The organism is Paenibacillus stellifer, assembly GCF_000758685.1.
Classification (GTDB): domain Bacteria; phylum Bacillota; class Bacilli; order Paenibacillales; family Paenibacillaceae; genus Paenibacillus_AQ; species Paenibacillus_AQ stellifer.
The window spans coordinates 3,934,240-3,951,768 of sequence record NZ_CP009286.1 but is presented as its reverse complement, the minus strand read 5'-3'; the positions used below and the strand labels follow the sequence as shown (position 1 = coordinate 3,951,768).

Genomic DNA, 17,529 nt, shown 5'->3' with positions numbered 1-17,529 from the left:
AGAGACTGCCATGAATCAATACGAATTGGATACTCCCTGTATTCTCGTCGATTACAGTAAGCTGCTGAATAACATTTACCGTTACCAGCAAATTGCGGATGATGCCGGAGTTGCTCTGCGGCCGCATGTCAAAACCCATAAAACACCGCAAATTGCCCATCTGCAAGTTGAGGCCGGAGCTGTAGGCATTACCGTTGCCAAGCTTGGAGAAGCCGAGGTTATGGCGGACGCGGGCATTCGCAATATAGTGATCGCCTATCCCATCGTCGGTGAAGCGAAGCTGGAGCGTCTGATCCGGCTGGCTAAGCGCGTGGAGCTTACCGTTGCCTGCGACAGCTATGAGGTGGCTGCGGGTATATCCGCAGCGGCGCTCAATGCGGGGATCGTCATTAACATGTGGATCGAGATCGATCCCGGTTATGGCCGGGTGGGTGTGCAGCCCGGGGAGAATCTGCTGCGGCTGGCCGAATCGCTTGCTCCGCTGCAGGGAATCCGGGTGACCGGCGTGCTGGAATTCGCCGGGCATTCCTATGATGCGGAGACTGACGAGCAGCGCCAGGAGGTTGCGGTCCGAGAGGCGAAGGCCGCTGAAAGTGCGGCGGATGTTCTGCGGGGCTGCGGCTTCCCCGTTGAGACGGTCAGCGGAGGCTCGACGCCTGTGAGCCGCTTCGCCTCCATGATGGAAGGCGTCACGGAGATTCGCCCCGGCACTTATGTATTCGGGGATTTGACGCAGGTCAAAGCCGGAGCACTTGATATCGGGCAATGCGCATTGACGGTGCTGGCTACGGTTATCAGCCGTCCCGCCCCCGACCGTGCCGTCATTGACGGCGGGACGAAGGTGTTCACCATGGACGGGGAAGATTCTGTCATCGGAACCGGGCGCGGCTTCGTTGTCGGACACCCGGATATTACCGTGTCCTGGTTCAATGAAGAGCATGGCGTGCTGACACTGCCGCCTTCGGAACAAGGGCTGAAGGTCGGGGACAAGCTGGAGATTATTCCTGTCCATTGCTGCGCCGTCGTTAATATGCTGGATGAACTGAACATTGTCCAGGATGGTCAGGTTAAGGATACGTGGACGATTGCTGCAAGAGGCAAAGTCAAATAAGCGCTAATGCAGATTTGGAGGGACGAACTTGGCAAATCAGCCGGAATTGCTCGTAGAGGAGCTGGCGCTGCTGGGCGAGGGGCCGCTGTGGCTGCCGGAGAGCAAGACAATCGTATGGGTGGATATCGAGGAAATGTGCATCCATCTGTATACGCCGGGAACGGAAAAGAAGGAAGTCATACCCGTTGGCGAGCGGATCGGCGCCGTTGTGCCTGCGGCGGACGGGCGCATGGTCTGCGCGCTGCAGACCGGATTCGCCTATCTGGATTTAGCCTCCAGAAGTTTGGAGCGAATTGCCGATCCGGAAGAAGATCAGCCGGACAATCGGTTTAATGACGGAAAATGCGATCCGGCCGGCCGCTTCTGGGCGGGGACCATGCCGCTTGAAGGCGGTAGCCCGGCCGGGGCGCTGTACAGGCTGGATGGTGACGGCACCGTTACTAAAATGCTTGCCGGAGTTGGCTGCTCCAATGGTCTAGCCTGGAATGCTGAAGCGACTGCTATGTATTATATCGACACGCCTACCGGCCGGGTCGATCAGTTTGACTATGATGTTCTGACAGGCAACATCAAGAACCGGCGGACAGCCTTTCACCTTCCGCCCGATCAAGGATTCCCCGATGGAATGACTATCGACATCGAAGGCATGCTGTGGGTGGCTCATTGGGGAGGAAGCTGCGTGAGCCGCTGGAATCCGGTTACCGGGAAGTGTCTGGAGAGCGTGCAGCTGCCCGTATCCCAGGTAACCTCCTGCTGCTTCGGCGGGGAAAACCTGGATGAACTGTATATCACGTCGGCGAGAGATGGCCTCAGCGATGAGCAATTGCAAGGTGAGCCGCTTGCGGGCGGCATCTTCAAATATACACCCGGAGTCAGAGGGGTCACGGCAAATGTCTTCAAGAACAGGTAACGACGGTGGAAAGAGCACACAACCTTACTCGGCGGGCGGCGGTCTGGCTGAAGCGAGACGGAGAAACCGGTGAGAGCGGCCTATGAAAGGAACAAACTTGCTGATGCCGGGAGCATCAGGACTGTATTTTTCATCTGCTGGATCACATACACCTCGACGTACATCGGCCGGCTCAATTTCAACGCAAGCATGGGCGAGATGATGACCTCCGATCATTTCAGCAAGTCCCAGCTTGGACTCGTGGCGGCAGCCTTTTTCTTCGCCTATGGCATCGGCCAGTTCATAAGCGGCATTCTGGGTGACCGGGTATCCCCCAAGCTTCTGGTGTTCCTTGGACTCACTTGTTCTTCGGCATTGAATCTGGCGATGGGGATCAGCTCAACCTATGAAATGATGGTCATTCTATGGTCTCTTAACGGGCTGGCGCAGTCCTTGACCTGGTCGCCGATGGCGAAGCTCATTGCCGACAGGCTGCCGAAGAAAGAGAGCTTCAGAGCGCTGGCGGTCCTTACGACCACCGTCCCGGCCGGTACGCTAATCACCTACCTGATGTGCTCCTTGCTCATTGATTATTCGGGCTGGCGGATGGTGTTTGATATGGCGGCCTTCCTTATGTTTCCCGTTGCCGTAGTCTGGTATATCGTCATCTCGAAGCTGGAACACAAGGCGGACAACGGCGGATTCACAGAACAATCCCCGGCTCTAGCCGCCACCGGCACAACCTTTCCTCTTCATCATACGCCCCTGTATACGTTGTTTGCAGTCTCCGGACTGCTGTTCATTGGCATGGGAGCCATGCTTCACGGCATTTTGAAAGACGGAATTATGACCTGGATGCCCACCTACCTAGCGGAAGGATATCATACCGGCTCTTCGCTTGCGATCCGATTAACGATGGTTCTGCCGGTTATTAATCTGGCGGGCGTCTATTTGGCGGGCTTGATCAATCGGAAAATATTCCAGAATGAGCTGGTTACGGCAGCGGCCCTGTTTGCCCTGACCGTGCTGGCTTTGCTGGTTCTTATAGGGTATGGAAAAAATAGCCTGCCGCTCGCGCTCCTGATGCTGGGGATCGTCACCTCGGCAATGCTGGGAGTGAATGCGATGCTGGTAAGCTTCGTACCGGTCTACTTCAGGGAGAGCGGAAGAGTATCGACCGTCTCCGGGCTGCTAAATTCGGCAACTTATGTGGGCAGCGCCCTTTCCAGCTATGGAATCGGAGCTGTTGCCGAACAGTTGGGCTGGGGCTTCACCCGGTTGTCATGGTGTGTGCTGGCATTGGGAGGGGCCGTGATCTGCGTAATCGCGAGCGGCCGCTGGCGGGCTTTTACGAGAAAGATCTAGAACAAGAATGCTAGGGCGAAGGAGAGTTCATATGAAGCTTCAGTATTTAGGCACGGCGGCGGCGGACGGATGGCCCGCTCTTTTTTGCAAATGCGAGCCTTGCGAGGCGGCCAGAAGGGCAGGCGGGAAAAATATCCGCACCAGGTCCCAGAGCATTATTGATGACTGTCTGCTTGTCGACATGCCGCCGGATACTTATTATCATGCGCTGAAATACAATGTGGATTTATCGGCCATCGGGCATATCCTGATCACCCATTCCCATGAAGACCATTTCTATCCGGCAGATATGATTCTGAAAGCCGAGCCTTATGCCCATCTGGGCGAAGCCAAGAGCATTAGCGTGTATGGCAACAGGGTGATTGTGGACATGCTGCGGCAGGCGATGGACAGTAGCGGGATTGAGGACATTGAGGATTATATAAATCCGGTATATGTGGAGCCTTTTGTACCTTTTGCGATTGGTCCGTATACGGTAACTCCGCTGCCCGCCTACCATATGCCCAATGAAGAATGTTACATCTACTGCATCGAGAAGGACGGCAAAAGGCTGCTCTACGGTCATGATACAGGGGTGTTTCCGCAGCCGACCGCTGAGTATATTGCCCGGACCTTTTTCCATTTGGTGAGCCTGGACTGCACGTTCTGCTTAAGACCGTGGGAGCACGGCCATCTGGGGCTTCCGAATAATGCCGAGATCCGGAAGGAGATGCTGGAACAAGGCTCTGCGGATCAAAATACCATGTTCGTCATCAATCATTTCTCCCATAACGGCTACACCATCCATGATGAACTTGTCCCGCACGCGGAAAAATTGGGCTTCATCACGGCGTTCGACGGCATGATTATTGAGGTTTGAGGATTGGGGCTTGGGGTTTGAAACAAAGTGAGGAGTGACTGAAGAATGGCGGTTGTTGAATGGAAAGGATCTCAGCTGATCCAGGACGGAGAGCCGGTTCAGCTCCTGTCGGGAGCGCTGCATTATTTCAGGGTGGTGCCCGAGTATTGGGGTGACCGGCTGCTCAAATTGAAGGCTTGCGGGTTCAATGCCGTGGAGACTTACGTGCCGTGGAATTTCCATGAGCCGAAGCCCGGGCAGTTTCGCTTTGAGGGCATGGCTGATGTGGAGCGCTTCATCCGGTTGGCGGGGGAGCTGGGCTTGTTCGTTATCGTCCGCCCAAGCCCTTACATCTGTGCGGAGTGGGAGTTCGGCGGGCTGCCTTCATGGCTGCTGGCGGATTCAGAAATCCGGCTGCGCTGCCAGGATGAGAAATTTCTGAGCCGGGTGGACAGTTACTATGATGAGCTGCTGCCCCGGTTAAAGCCGCTGCTGTGCACCAATGGCGGACCGATCATTGCGCTGCAGATCGAGAACGAATACGGCAGCTACGGCAATGACCTCCGGTATTTGGAGCATATCCGCCAGGGAATGATCAAGCGCGGAATGGATGTCCTGCTGTTCACCTCGGACGGGCCAACAGACCATATGCTGCAGGGTGGTTCAGTGCCGGGGGCCTGGGCTACTGTGAATTTTGGGTCCGGTACGAAAGAAGCCTTTGCCAAGCTGCGCCAATATCAGCCTGATCAGCCTCTGATGTGCATGGAGTATTGGAACGGGTGGTTCGACCATTGGGGAGAGTCTCATCATACGCGGGACGCCGCCGATGTAGCCAAAGTATTCGAAGAGATGCTGGAGGAGAAGGCATCGGTTAATTTCTACATGTTCCACGGCGGAACGAATTTCGGGTTCTGGAACGGGGCGAACTGCCAGCTGAAGGATCAGTATGAGCCTACGGTTACGAGCTATGACTATGATTCGCTCTTGAGTGAAAGTGGCGAGCCGACGGATAAATTCTTCGCGGTGCGTGACATCATCGCCAAATACAAGGATATCGGCGAGCTGAAGCTGCCTGAACCGATTGGCACGAAAGCGTATGGCGAGGTTGCGATGACCGGGCGGGCGCCGCTGTTCACCCAGGCGGACCGGCTCTCTGCTCCTGTCCGCAGAACGAATCCCGAGCCGATGGAGATACTGGGCCAGGATTACGGGTTTATTGCATACAGCACATGGATTTCCGGCCCCAGAGAGAAGCAGCACCTTGTCATCCAGGAGGTTCGGGATCGTGCGCTGGTCTTTCTGGACGGGAAGCTTCAGGGCGTGCTGGAACGCGGGAAGCCGGAGCTGTCGGTAGCGTTCGCAGTGCCGGAGGAAGGTGCGGAGCTGACCATTCTAGTTGAAAATATGGGGCGGATCAACTATGGTCCGTATTTGAGAGACCCGAAGGGAATTACGGAGGGGGTCCGGCATGGATTTCAGTTTCTGTTCGGCTGGACGATCCACTGTTTCCCGCTTGAGGATTTGTCCGCACTGCAATTTGGCGATGTGTTTGTCGATGAATCTGGCGATGTATCTGGCGATGAATCAGTATTGAACAGCCCGTCCTTCTACCGGGGATACTTCGAGGTTGATGAGGCGAAGGATACCTTCCTTCGGCTGGACGGCTGGACCAAGGGAGTCGTATTTGTGAACGGTTTCAATCTGGGGCGGTACTGGAACATAGGTCCTCAACGCACATTGTACGTGCCTGCGCCCCTCTTGCGCCAAGGCTGCAATGAGCTGATCGTATTCGAGCTGCACGGAACCGCCCGTGAGGTTGCAGTCTTTGTGGATACACCAGATTTGGGTCCATCGGATGAACAAAGTTACGAAGACTGAGAGTACCGGAATGTGCTGAAAATAGGACATCAATCTCTTTTCGATTAGGAGGAAGACTTCTTTCGGGGAGAGTTAGATGTTAAGTGATGTGACATAGAAAGCTGCTTTTTATTCGGAAATGGGATGGGTTTAGGATAAGTTTCTCTTTTTTACGACAAAATTAAGCATTTTCCGAGGTCTTATGACAGCTTTTCTGACAAAAATTCGTTGACGTTCATTAGCTTTGGGTGATATAGTATCCTCAGATTTAATAAGTGGAATTTATTTTCAGTATACTGAAAATCGGAAATGATCGGAGGGGATCAAAAAAGTCTGCACTACTGAATTTGTAATAGTTCGCTTCAAGTCAAATGTAATCTTGCCAATTGGTGGAGGCTGTCTCTTCGGAATATGTGGAGAGCTGTGAGGCTGCCGAGTGAACCGTAAATGATCATGGGGAGGTTCTGGAATGAGGAAAACGTTCAGCGGATTTATTGCGATTCTAATGGCTGTCATGTCCATATTTACATTCACGCCGCAGGGGAATGTGCTTGCAGCAGGAGGCGGGGAGACGTATTACGTCTCCAATGAGGGGGCGGATACGAACGCCGGCAGCGCTGCTGCACCATTCAAGACGTTGGCAAAAGGCGTGTCCCAATTGCTGCCCGGCGATACGTTAGTCATTAAGGCGGGCGAGTATACGGAAGCGCTGCTGGTGGATGGCTTGGCCGGAACCGCGAACGCTCCGATTACGATCCGCGGAGAGGCCGGTACGAATATAACAGGCAGCGCTTATGTCAACGCTCCGTTCTGGAAGAACTTTACCCTCAGCATTACGAACAGCCAATATGTCAACATCAGCAATATCAGCTTTGCATTTGGCGGTTCACCGGAGTCGGGTGACAGCTATACCGCCGGAATAAGCGGAGTGAAGAATGTTAAAGTCCAGAACAGTTATTTTGCCGCCAGCGGCCCCGCTTATGCTGTATTTTACCTGAATACGAACAATGAAAATCTGGTGATTGACGGCAACTATGTTGAAGGCTCGGACAATGCCTTTTATGGCTATGGAATTAACAATACGACCATCACCAACAATATCTTCACTGAATGGTGGACCTTTCATTTTGAATCCAGCACTTCTACAAACAATGTAATCAGCAATAATGTGTTTGCCGGCGCAGGCGAGCATTTCTACGGTGGAACCTATGAGAACAGCATCATCACCAACAATATTTTTCTCGGGAATCCGTCGATGGCCCAGGGCAGCGGAAATACAGTCGGGTATAACAGTGTTACGAGTGACAGCCTGAGAACCTCCTCCACGGATGTTGTGGGAACAGCAGCAGACACCTTCGTATCAGACTCCGATTATCATCTGAAAGAAGGCAGCCCCAGCATTGATTCGGGCACTTACACCGGGATGCCGCAGGCTGACCGTGACGGGAATGAGAGATACGGCCCTGCGGACATTGGAGCGTATACGTACGGCAAGGTGTATTACCTGGACGCCAATGCATCAGGCGGTGGAGACGGTTTAAGCGAATCGACTGCGTTTAACAACCTGAATGATGCGAATTTGACGCTTGAACCGGGAGTTACGCTGCTGGTTAAACCGGGCAGCTATGCCGGGACTCTAACCATTACGGGAACTGGTGCGCTGGATACGAAATCCATTACGATTCGCAAGTTGGGCGAAGGCACAGCCAGCATCGATGGCGGCTCAAGCCCGGCGATATCATTGATCCATGCTGCGAATGTGAGCATTGAAGGACTGTCGCTCGCAAGCAGCGGGATATCCGCAATTGTCGCTGACGGTGCAATCCATAGCGAAATTTCCGGTTCGACGGTTACTGGCGCGACCTATGGAATTGAAATTGCCGGAAATACCCGGGGATCGAAATTCTATAGCAATACTTTTAGTCAGCCTGACGGAAGCGGGATCTGGTTGAAGGACTCCACGGATAATCAAATTTACAACAACATCTTTGACAACCAGACTGGTATTCGGAACGAGGGCGGCAGCTTTACTGATACCCTTATCATGAACAATGTATTTGTATCCCATGGCAGCGATGGAGCCAATATTGCGCTTGCGGAAACCAATACGGGCAATACCATTGCCAACAATATTTTCCGGGCACAGGGACCTGCGGCTATTTCAACAGTCGGTTCAGCCGTGTATTTCCTGGATGCCGAATCGAATAATACGGTTGATTATAACTTATACGACAGCACCAGTTCGCTGGCAGGCAAGCCAGGGAATGAGACCCACAGTATATATGCCGATCCTTTGTTCGTGAGTGCTTCAGATTATCATCTGCAATTGGGCAGCGCGGCGATCAATGCGGGCACGGATGTGAATGCCCCGGCATTTGATCGGGACGGCAGAGGCCGCCTCGGTATAGCGGATATCGGAGCCTATGAATATTTAGGAGATTCCACCGCTTTCTATATTGTCAATCAGACTCCGCAGGGCAAAGATGTGCCTGTGAATTCGGCGATAGAGTTCACGCTATCGGAACCTGCTAATGCGAATAATGGTAATTTCACGAATAATATTTCGGTTACAACAGTCGTTGACGGCAGCACGGTACAAGTACCGGGCAGCTTCAGTGCGGCGGATCACGAAGCGGGAACTACGATTACTTTTACACCGGAGAACCGTTTGAATTATGATGCCACTTATACCGTTACGATCAGCAAGAATCTGATGAGCTCGAACGGCAATTATCTTCCGGCCGACGTCTCCTGGAGCTTCACCACCGAAGCTTTTATTATGAATGAATATTACATTTCTCCAACTGGCAGCGATGCTAACTTAGGAACGATTGACAGCCCCAAGAGAACGGTGTCGAGCAGCCTGATATCCAAACTAAAGGCAGGGGATACGGTCTACTTCAGGGAAGGCACGTATAACGGCGTTATTGTGCTGCAGACCTACTCGGGTACGGAGGACAAGCCGATCACCTTCAAAAGCTATCAGAATGAAAAGGCAGTCTTAACGTCGGATAACCCGGACTACATCATCTATCTAGGCCATAGCCGGAACATCCGGATTGAAGGGCTGACCTTTGCGCCGAATGCGTCGCAGAACGGATCACGCGGCACGGCTATACGCATTGATAATCATACGGCAGGCAGACAGGCCAGTTCGAATATTACGGTTAAAGGCAACCTGTTCCAGAACGTCGATACCGCAATTGCGACAAGAGACCTGGTGAATATCGGATTCGGCAATTTCGAGTTCTCCAACAATGTCATCTTCTCGAATGGCGGCTGGGGATTGTATTTCCAGGAGGTCAGGGAGCAAGCGGGCAGCTACGGCAAGATCTTCAACAATGTGATCTATGGAGCGTCACGCAGCATTAATCTGTGGGGCAGAAGCACAAATCTGCTGTTCTACAATAATACGTTTGCAGATACGTACGATGCTGTAGGCGGAAGCGGCAAATATGATGTGTATCCGGTGCAGGGCACATATGATCCTGTAGGGGCACCCATCAACATTTCAACCGATTTGGTATTCAAGAACAATATCTTCACGAAGCCGATCCGCACCCAGCTGGAAGGCGGGAAATCCATCATTGATGCCTCACAGAATGTGGTGTTCGAGAACAATGTGTACTCCATCAATGGCACCCAGAGAGTGACTTACAATTTGGGCGGTGAGGGCCCTGTTCTGACACTGGCTCAGCTGCAGAGCGGAACGGCATGGGCCAATCAGGGCCGACCGCTGGAAACCAACGGGAAGTTCGGCGAAGTGGCTTTTGCGGATGCGGCCAATGATGCCAGAATTATATTTGCCACGAACCCCGCAATCGGTGCGGCAGATTCTACTATTATTCCGGGTGTTTCGGCCCCGGCGACCGATATTAACGGGAATCCAAGAACGCAGAATGAAGCTGGCGCCTATGCATTTGACCAGACCTTTGCTTTTGTCGGGAACAATACCGGAACCGTGGACGGATCGCCCGCGCATCCTTATCCTTCAATTACCGCTGCGGTGAATGCAGGGGCGAAGAACATCCAGGTAATGGCGGGCAGCTATGACACTGATGAGAACATTGAGATGCCGTCATCGGCTGGCGACGGTGACGTAACCGTATCGCCGTATAATGGTGACGTTATTTTGAACGGTACGGTGAATATTGCAGGCTCAGCGGATAAGGCGATTACGGTGAAAAATCTGACCTTTGCCGGGAACATTGCGGTATCGGGACAGCAAGTAACCATTGACGGCAGCCGGATAAAAGGCACGCTTTCCCTGGATCAGACGGATGGAGCGGTGGTTGCCAATACGGTGTTTGCTCCTAAAGCTGCGGATGCCATTGCTGTCAACAACAGTGTGAACAGCTCCATTGTCAACAACGTCATTACGGAGAGACAGAATGCGGTCTCCTTGACGGCAGCATCTACAAGTAACAAGGTCTACAATAATACGTTCTATGCAAATGGAAAGGATGTTGAAATCAGCGCCGATTCCATCGGCAATACTTTTAAAAATAATATTTTCTCCACCAAAATGGACAGCACCGCAAATAACGAGTTTGATTATAATCTGTACAATGCGGATGTGATTTCCCCGGCGGATTTAAATGCCGTAACGGAGAGTCATGCTGTGAAGGCATCTGCCGAATTCATCAACGCCAAGGCTCAGGACTACCGAATCTATAAGCAGAGTCCGGCAGTAGGCGCTGGTATTAAAGATGCCAATTCTCCGGCCAAGGATATTAACGGCATCACACGAAAAAATCCGCCGGACATCGGCGCCTATGCGGCGGCGGCTGTCGAGAATAGCTATTATGTCGATGCTGCGGCCGGTGATGATGCCAACTCAGGAACAGCGGCGTCGCCGTTCAAGACGATAGGCGCGGCGTTGAATGCTCTGCGGAATGGTGAAGCCGTGATTGTCAGAGCAGGCACTTATAATGAAAGCATAAGTCTTGCGAACCGGGCGGGACAGGAAGCAGATGATTATGTAATCCGGGCAGACGGCGCCGTTATTTTGAACGGTAAAATTACGCTGGACGCCGCAACCGGCGTCACCATCGACGGCTTCACGGTAAATGCCGGTGCGGGGAACACGGCAGTCGCGCTAACATCTTCGCCGAAGGCTCAGCTGAATCATTTGACGATCGCAAATGCCAAGAACGGGATCAGCGCTTATGACAGCCCGGATCTCTCTATTGCCAAGGTTACTATTAATAACGTGGAAAAAGGGATTGTTCTGGACGGCGCCAGCAAGGTGAGTCCGGTATCGGTTACCCAATCCAAGGTTGATCAGGCAAGCAGCACTGCAATTGAAGCGAGTAATCAAATCACCCTAACCCTGCACAGCAGCCTGATTACCAATTCGGCAGCAGGCATTGTGGGAACAGGGCAATCCAGTTTCTTCATTATAAATAACACCTTCTATAACAACAGCGGATACAGTCTTGATGTAACCCAGGCGGCCGGCAATGAGACCAATCTGGATATCATCAACAATATCTTCTCGCGAAGCGCCAGAGGGCAGGGGGCATACACCCGAATCGCCAAGAGCTCGGGATTCATCTCGGATTACAACCTGTATGATGCGGATGCGGAAGAGAAGATCACCCATATCAATGATACCGATCAGACCTTAGCGGAAACGGCAGCAGGCGGCAGTGAACAAAAGGGACGCCTCGGCGATCCCAAGTTCAAGAATGCGGCGGACGGTGATTTCAATCTCGTGAAGGGGAGCGCTGCAGCGAGAAATGGTGTGAAATCGGTCAGCGATATTTCAGCAGACGGTTCTTCCCAAGATATTCTCGCTCCTGCCGCAGATTATGAAGGCACACCATTCAGTGAACTGGCTCAGGATATTGGCGCGTATTATTCGCCTTACAGCATGAAGACCATCCACCTGGCAGGCGACAATGCGGGATCGCTTAGTGGAGACGGTTCGGCGGAGCATCCGTTCCGGACTTTTGCCCAGGCTATTAATGCAGCGGATTCCGGCGATACGATCATTGTTCATAAAGGGATATACTCCGGCCGGTACGATATTAATGACAAGCATGGTGTCGCGGATGCGCCTATTGTCATCAAAGCCAGCACAGACCCGAATGATCCGCTGGATTTGGTCAATTCATCGCTGCCCGGCCCTGTCTTTACGAGCAAAATCAATTATGCCGACCGTGATGAAGAAGCCAAAGACGAGCTGATGACGAAGATTACGAACAGCTCCTACATTACTATCGAAGGGCTCTCCATCACAGGCTTCAGAGGGGCGGGCATCTGGACGCTGGACAGCGATAACCTCGTATTGAAGAATTTGAAAATATGGGATATTGATACACCCGAAGAGATTACATCCGGGGTACAGGGCTTGTTGATTAATGGGACGACGAATTCCCAGTTCAAAGACATCGACATTTGGGACATCGGCCAGACGAGAAAGAGCCAGGCAGACCATGGCGCTTATGTCGGCCACAGCTCCAATCTTGTATTTGACGGGATCAAAGTATCGAATTCGCCAGGCGGCGGCATCCAGTTCTACGCCGGTGATAATTACAGCATTCAATCGACGGATGTTGTCATCAAGAACAGTGTATTCTCTGAATCCAAATACGGCCTGATCCTCGTCGGAATCCAGGGATTCACCGTTACCAACAATACGTTCTATAACAGCTGGGCCAACGATTTGTATCTGGACTGGAATGTGCGAGATAACCTGTTCCAGAACAATATTTTCTACAACGACCGCTCAGAGGAATACAACTCGGTCGACGGGATGGTCAAGCCGGTGATTGTCGGCTATCAGTACAATACCGTAAGAACGAATCCGGATCAGTCTACAACCAATATGGTTGAGGATAACACGTTCCGAAATAACTTGTATGAATACACGACGTTCCCTGCGAACGCGCAATTCGGCGCTTCGGTAATGCCGATTCAGGAATTTATGGCAGCCGAAAATGCGGCGGCAACGAACAACAAGTACTCGAATATGTTCACAGGCAGCGTGAAATTTAAAGGCACTCTTGCCGGTACAGATGATGAGTATGAAAGAGCGCAGCTTATCTTCGACAATATTCTGGATCTGACCTCCGGCAGCGACGCGATAGACAAAGGAGTAAGCGAAGACGCGCCAACTGTCGATATTCTTGGACGCAGCAGAGTGAATGAACCTGATCTGGGTGCGTATGAGTATATCGGAACGGATAATGGTGAAGGAAATGGCAATAATGGCGGCGACAATGGCAACAACGGCGGCGACAATGGCAACAACGGCGGCAATAACGGCGGAGACAACGGCGGTAATAATGGAGGCGACAACGGGAATAACGGCAACAACGGTGATAATGGTAACAACGGAAACAACGGAAACAATGGAAACAACGGCAGCTCCGCCGGTGCTGGCGCAGGAGGACTGAATGACAGCAGCGCAGCAACTCTTGAGCTGACGTCCAGTCAGCTTGCCGGGCTGTTCAATCAGGCGAGTGCAGACAACAGTGGTGTCAGAACGTTAACCATCAAGCTCGAAAAAGCAGACGGTGATGGGAATTATGTGCTGAAATTGCCTGCCGATGCACTGACAGCAGCTCAAGCTAACAAAAAGATCATCATCGAAACACCTGTCGGGTCCCTGACTGTGCCCGCAAATATGCTGACCCAGAGCGCTGCAGGAAATGCTGCTCATATCGAACTTAGCGTAGGCCTTGCCGATAAGTCGAAGCTGAGCAAGGAACTGCAGACGCAGATCGGAGACCGGCCATTGATTGAGCTTACACTGTTGGCCGACGGGAAGAAGATCGCCTGGAATAATCCAGGAGCTCCGGTGACCGTTGCAATGAACTATACCCCTACAGCGCAAGAGCTGAAAGAAGCGGAGCATTTGGTAGTTTGGTATGTGGATGACAAGGGAGGGGTATCAGCTGTTCCGAGTGGAAAGTATGACCCTGCCTCCGGTACAATCACCTTTACGACGACACATTTTAGCCTGTATGCAGCGGCATTTGTGCACAAGACATTCGATGACACCGCCAAGTACGGATGGGCCGAGCATCAGATCGCTGTTCTTGCATCGAAGGGAATTATAAGCGGCACTTCGGATACGGCGTATTCACCGGGAGCCAACATTACGAGAGGCGACTTTATCAAGCTGCTTGTCAACGGACTCGGACTGAGTGCGGCTGCGGATAGCAGCTTCGATGACATTAGACCATCCGATTATTACTATGAAGCAGCGGGTATCGCCAAGAAATTAGGCATAACAGAAGGTGTCGGCGACAACCGGTTTGATCCGAAGGCTTATATTACGAGGCAGGATATGATGGTGATGGTAGGCAACGCGCTTCACGCCGCAGGCAAGCTGTCCGTAACGAGAGATGCGGGTGTGCTCGCAGCTTACAGCGACGCTTCAAATATTGCACCATATGCCGCAGCCAGCGCTGCCAATCTTGTCGATCAAGGCATCATCAAGGGAAGCGGCGGACGCATCAACCCGCTGGGCTATGCAACAAGAGCTGAAATAGCAGTTCTGATCTATACGGTTTACAACATGTGAAAGTGAATTGATTATCTAAATCTCGTACGAGTAGACAACAGTCAAGGCTGAGAGAGCCTTGACTGTTGTTTTTTATTGGCTTGTCTGACAGGGCAGCAGAGCAGTTAATGACTCTCTAATCATTTTTAATTAACATAATCATTAATTGAATTCGACCTTCCTCTCATATACCTTGTCATTTTGCATGACTTGTTGAATATTTATGGCATTGACTTCCCGAACGAAATAATGACTTTGTAATTTATAACTTAATTAATATTAACATTAATTAAAGGTCATTCCGATTTCATCATTTCCATTTTCAATAACTATCGCCGCTAGGAGGGCTATATCGTGACACTGCACAACAGCCAATACTCAGGATATCTTCTGGTTCATTTTATCGGGGAGCAGCCTGATGGGGAACAGGTCTATTTCTCTTACAGCGAGGACGGCCTGCATTGGAAGGACTTGAAAGCGGGCTTGCCGGTTCTGCGTTCGGAGCTGGGGGAGAAGGGCGTGAGAGATCCTTTTATCGTTCGCTCGCTGGGGGAAGACAAGTTCTATTTGATCGCCACCGATCTTCACATTGCAGCCGGAAAAGGCTGGGAAGCCGCAGTGAATGAGGGCAGCCGTGACATCATCATCTGGGAATCGCCCGACCTGGTGAATTGGTCTTCACCCTGGTCTGTAACGGTCGGCGTAGAAGGGGCCGGGTGCGTCTGGGCTCCGGAAGCGATTTATGACGAAGCAGCGGATGATTTCCTGGTGTTCTGGGCCTCCGCTACACAGGAGCCGCAGGAGAATGAACGGAAGCATAAAATCTACAGCGTGCGGACGAAGGATTTCCGCAAGTTTGGTACGACTGAAAAATATATCGAACGGGACAACGATATCATTGATACCACGATTATTGAGCAGGGCGGCGCTTACTACCGGTTCTCCAAAGATGAGACGACCAAGAATATCCGGGTTGAAAAAGGCTCATCGCTGCACAAGGAAGCCTTCACCCCTTTGAGCGCTCCCGTACTGGAGGGATTGACCGGTGTGGAAGGGCCGCAGATTTTCAAGCTGGGTGATCGCGAGCAATGGTGCCTGATTTGTTCTATGAACTATGATATGTAGTCCGTAATAATTTGAGGTTCAACCGACAGGCAGCGGGCAGAACTGGAAGCTGATGAAGACCAAGGTGGGCAAGGTTGAAGGCAACCCAAAAAGCGGCAGCTTTCCGAAATCGGAGGCTGGCCGCTTTGTCATTGCATTTGGTCAAGTCCGCTCCTTAGCATCAGTGAAGAACAGAGCGCGATGCGGCCAGTTGGCAAGCCTGTAAAGTTCATTAAGAACATTACTGCTTCCAGATGTCCAGCGGAACTGCCTGTTCGGAATGCCCCAGCTTGTCCAACCCGTAGAGGTCTTCAAGAGTGCGTAGCAGCGAGTAGTGGCTGCTCTTCTGCGTGATCGTCTTCTGCGCGACCATAGGGCCGATGATAAGAGTGGGAATTTTATTATTCGAGCTCATGTCATCCTCGTCCCAAGTGACGACTAACATGCTGTTGTGGGTCTTGGCCCACTGAATGTATCCGGAAAGATGCGATTTCAGCCAATCATCCGCTTCCTTGATCGTTCCGTCATGGATATCGTGATCCAGATTCGGAATGACGAATGAAACGGTTGGCAGCCGGTCGTATTGCTTCGGGAACGAACTCATCGGCAGATTGACGCTGCTGGGCACATTGGAGAAATCAACCCAGGGATTATGCTTCCGGGCGTATTGCGTGCTCAGTTTGTAAGGTCCGGTATAGCCCGTGTAAGGCAGCTCCTTGAGTTGATCCTGAATAAAGAGCGAGATAGTTAGGCTGGCTCGGATGGGTGACTGCGTAATGGCTGGTCAGGTTCGCCCCCTGTTTTGCCAACTGATTGATATACGGAGCAGACTTGCTCCCGATAATCTCAAGGTAGGAATGATTCTCCTCCACGACGATAACCACATGGTCGACTGTCGGCAGCAAGGATTGTTTGGCCGCGGGCTTCGTGGTCCGTGCAGCGTCTGTGGGCTTCGAATCAGCTGCCATACAGGCGGCAAGAATCAACAGGGCCGTAAGGGCCGGCAGTATGCGCATTGTATCCTCCCACTATAAATTAATGAAATACGAATAATCAGTCCTTTCCCACTATAAAGCACAATGGTTAAGAGATGTTTAATTGACAATTCGAATCGGGAAGCGTATTTTTTTGATTGAACGATGTTAAATATATATAACGATGTTCAAGGAAGGCGTGAGCGGCTTGGGGTGAAGGAAAGAAAGGAACGGGAAAAGGAGAAGCAGCGGGAGCTAATTCTGCAGGCAGCAAGCGAGATATTTGCACAAGAGGGGCTGGAGAAGCTTTCCATCCGTAAAATCGCGGACAAGATTGAGTATTCACCGGCGATTATTTATCACTATTTTGAAAATAAGGACGATATCATCAATCATCTGATGACCCGGGGCTACGGCCGGTTAATGGCTTCTTTATCTTCTTCTGCACAGAACGGACACGATGTGCCGGAGATCAGGCTGAGAAAGCTGATGCGCAGCTATATCGAAGCCGCTCTCGACATGCCGGATGAGTATATGGCGGTTCAGCTCAGTTCATCCCCGGATATTTTGCAGCATACTACATTCCTGTATGAAGGTGCTTCCGTTCAGAAGTCTGCCCTGACCCTCCTATTCCAGTGTTTGAATGAATTCATGGGAACCGCCGGCCAGGAGGACGCAGCTAACGAGAATCAGGAGCTGACTGCACAGGTTATCGCAGCCTCTTCGCTCGGGCTAGTCATCAAGCTGATCCAGGAGAAGAACATCGGAGAAGAGCAAAAGAGCCGTCTTATCGATCATTATTTGGATTGGGCAATTGCAGGGGCGAAGACATTGGGGACCGGAACGGAGCGCCAGAGCGATGAATGACAGTGTGGA

11 protein-coding genes are annotated in these 17,529 nt (G+C 51.8%); 9 read left to right on the top strand and 2 right to left on the bottom strand.

The window, feature by feature from the left end; translation table 11 throughout:
• The first annotated feature begins 10 nt into the window (after positions 1–10).
• The 8 genes from PSTEL_RS18305 (at position 11) to PSTEL_RS27710 (ending at position 15,905) form a co-directional block, all read left to right on the top strand.
• Positions 11–1,111 carry an alanine racemase gene (locus tag PSTEL_RS18305; protein WP_038697523.1) on the top strand — a complete coding sequence of 367 codons (1,101 nt, stop codon included), beginning with the start codon at positions 11–13 and terminating at the stop codon, positions 1,109–1,111.
• A gap of 28 nt (positions 1,112–1,139) precedes the next feature.
• Complete coding sequence (locus PSTEL_RS18300) at positions 1,140–2,021, top strand: SMP-30/gluconolactonase/LRE family protein (protein WP_038697521.1); 882 nt, start codon at positions 1,140–1,142, stop codon at positions 2,019–2,021.
• A gap of 69 nt (positions 2,022–2,090) precedes the next feature.
• Positions 2,091–3,365: an MFS transporter gene (locus tag PSTEL_RS18295; RefSeq protein ID WP_052098665.1), complete on the top strand. Its 1,275-nt coding sequence runs from the start codon at positions 2,091–2,093 to the stop codon at positions 3,363–3,365.
• 31 nt (positions 3,366–3,396) lie between these two features.
• Positions 3,397–4,224, top strand: a complete 828-nt coding sequence (locus PSTEL_RS18290) for an MBL fold metallo-hydrolase (protein WP_038697519.1) — start codon at positions 3,397–3,399, stop codon at positions 4,222–4,224.
• 45 nt (positions 4,225–4,269) lie between these two features.
• Positions 4,270–6,081 carry a glycoside hydrolase family 35 protein gene (locus PSTEL_RS18285; RefSeq protein WP_038697517.1) on the top strand — a complete coding sequence of 604 codons (1,812 nt, stop codon included), beginning with the start codon at positions 4,270–4,272 and terminating at the stop codon, positions 6,079–6,081.
• A 448-nt stretch (positions 6,082–6,529) separates the two neighbouring features.
• Positions 6,530–14,596 (top strand): right-handed parallel beta-helix repeat-containing protein, encoded by an 8,067-nt coding sequence (locus tag PSTEL_RS18280; protein ID WP_038697515.1) that lies wholly within the window; start codon positions 6,530–6,532, stop codon positions 14,594–14,596.
• A 333-nt stretch (positions 14,597–14,929) separates the two neighbouring features.
• On the top strand, positions 14,930–15,700 hold the full coding sequence (locus PSTEL_RS18275) for a glycoside hydrolase family 43 protein (protein WP_084065163.1): 771 nt from the start codon (positions 14,930–14,932) through the stop codon (positions 15,698–15,700).
• Between the two features lie 52 nt (positions 15,701–15,752).
• Positions 15,753–15,905 (top strand): hypothetical protein, encoded by a 153-nt coding sequence (locus PSTEL_RS27710; RefSeq protein ID WP_156995909.1) that lies wholly within the window; start codon positions 15,753–15,755, stop codon positions 15,903–15,905.
• 15 nt (positions 15,906–15,920) lie between these two features.
• Here the strand turns inward: PSTEL_RS27710 and PSTEL_RS28555 are convergent, their stop codons facing one another.
• Complete coding sequence (locus tag PSTEL_RS28555; protein WP_052098663.1) at positions 15,921–16,307, bottom strand: alkaline phosphatase family protein; 387 nt, start codon at positions 16,305–16,307, stop codon at positions 15,921–15,923.
• A gap of 22 nt (positions 16,308–16,329) precedes the next feature.
• Positions 16,330–16,695: a hypothetical protein gene (locus PSTEL_RS28550; RefSeq protein ID WP_052098661.1), complete on the bottom strand. Its 366-nt coding sequence runs from the start codon at positions 16,693–16,695 to the stop codon at positions 16,330–16,332.
• Between the two features lie 123 nt (positions 16,696–16,818).
• Here PSTEL_RS28550 and PSTEL_RS18265 point away from each other — a divergent pair, with 123 nt between their 5' ends.
• Complete coding sequence (locus PSTEL_RS18265; RefSeq protein ID WP_084065161.1) at positions 16,819–17,520, top strand: TetR/AcrR family transcriptional regulator; 702 nt, start codon at positions 16,819–16,821, stop codon at positions 17,518–17,520.
• Positions 17,521–17,529: the final 9 nt, after the last annotated feature.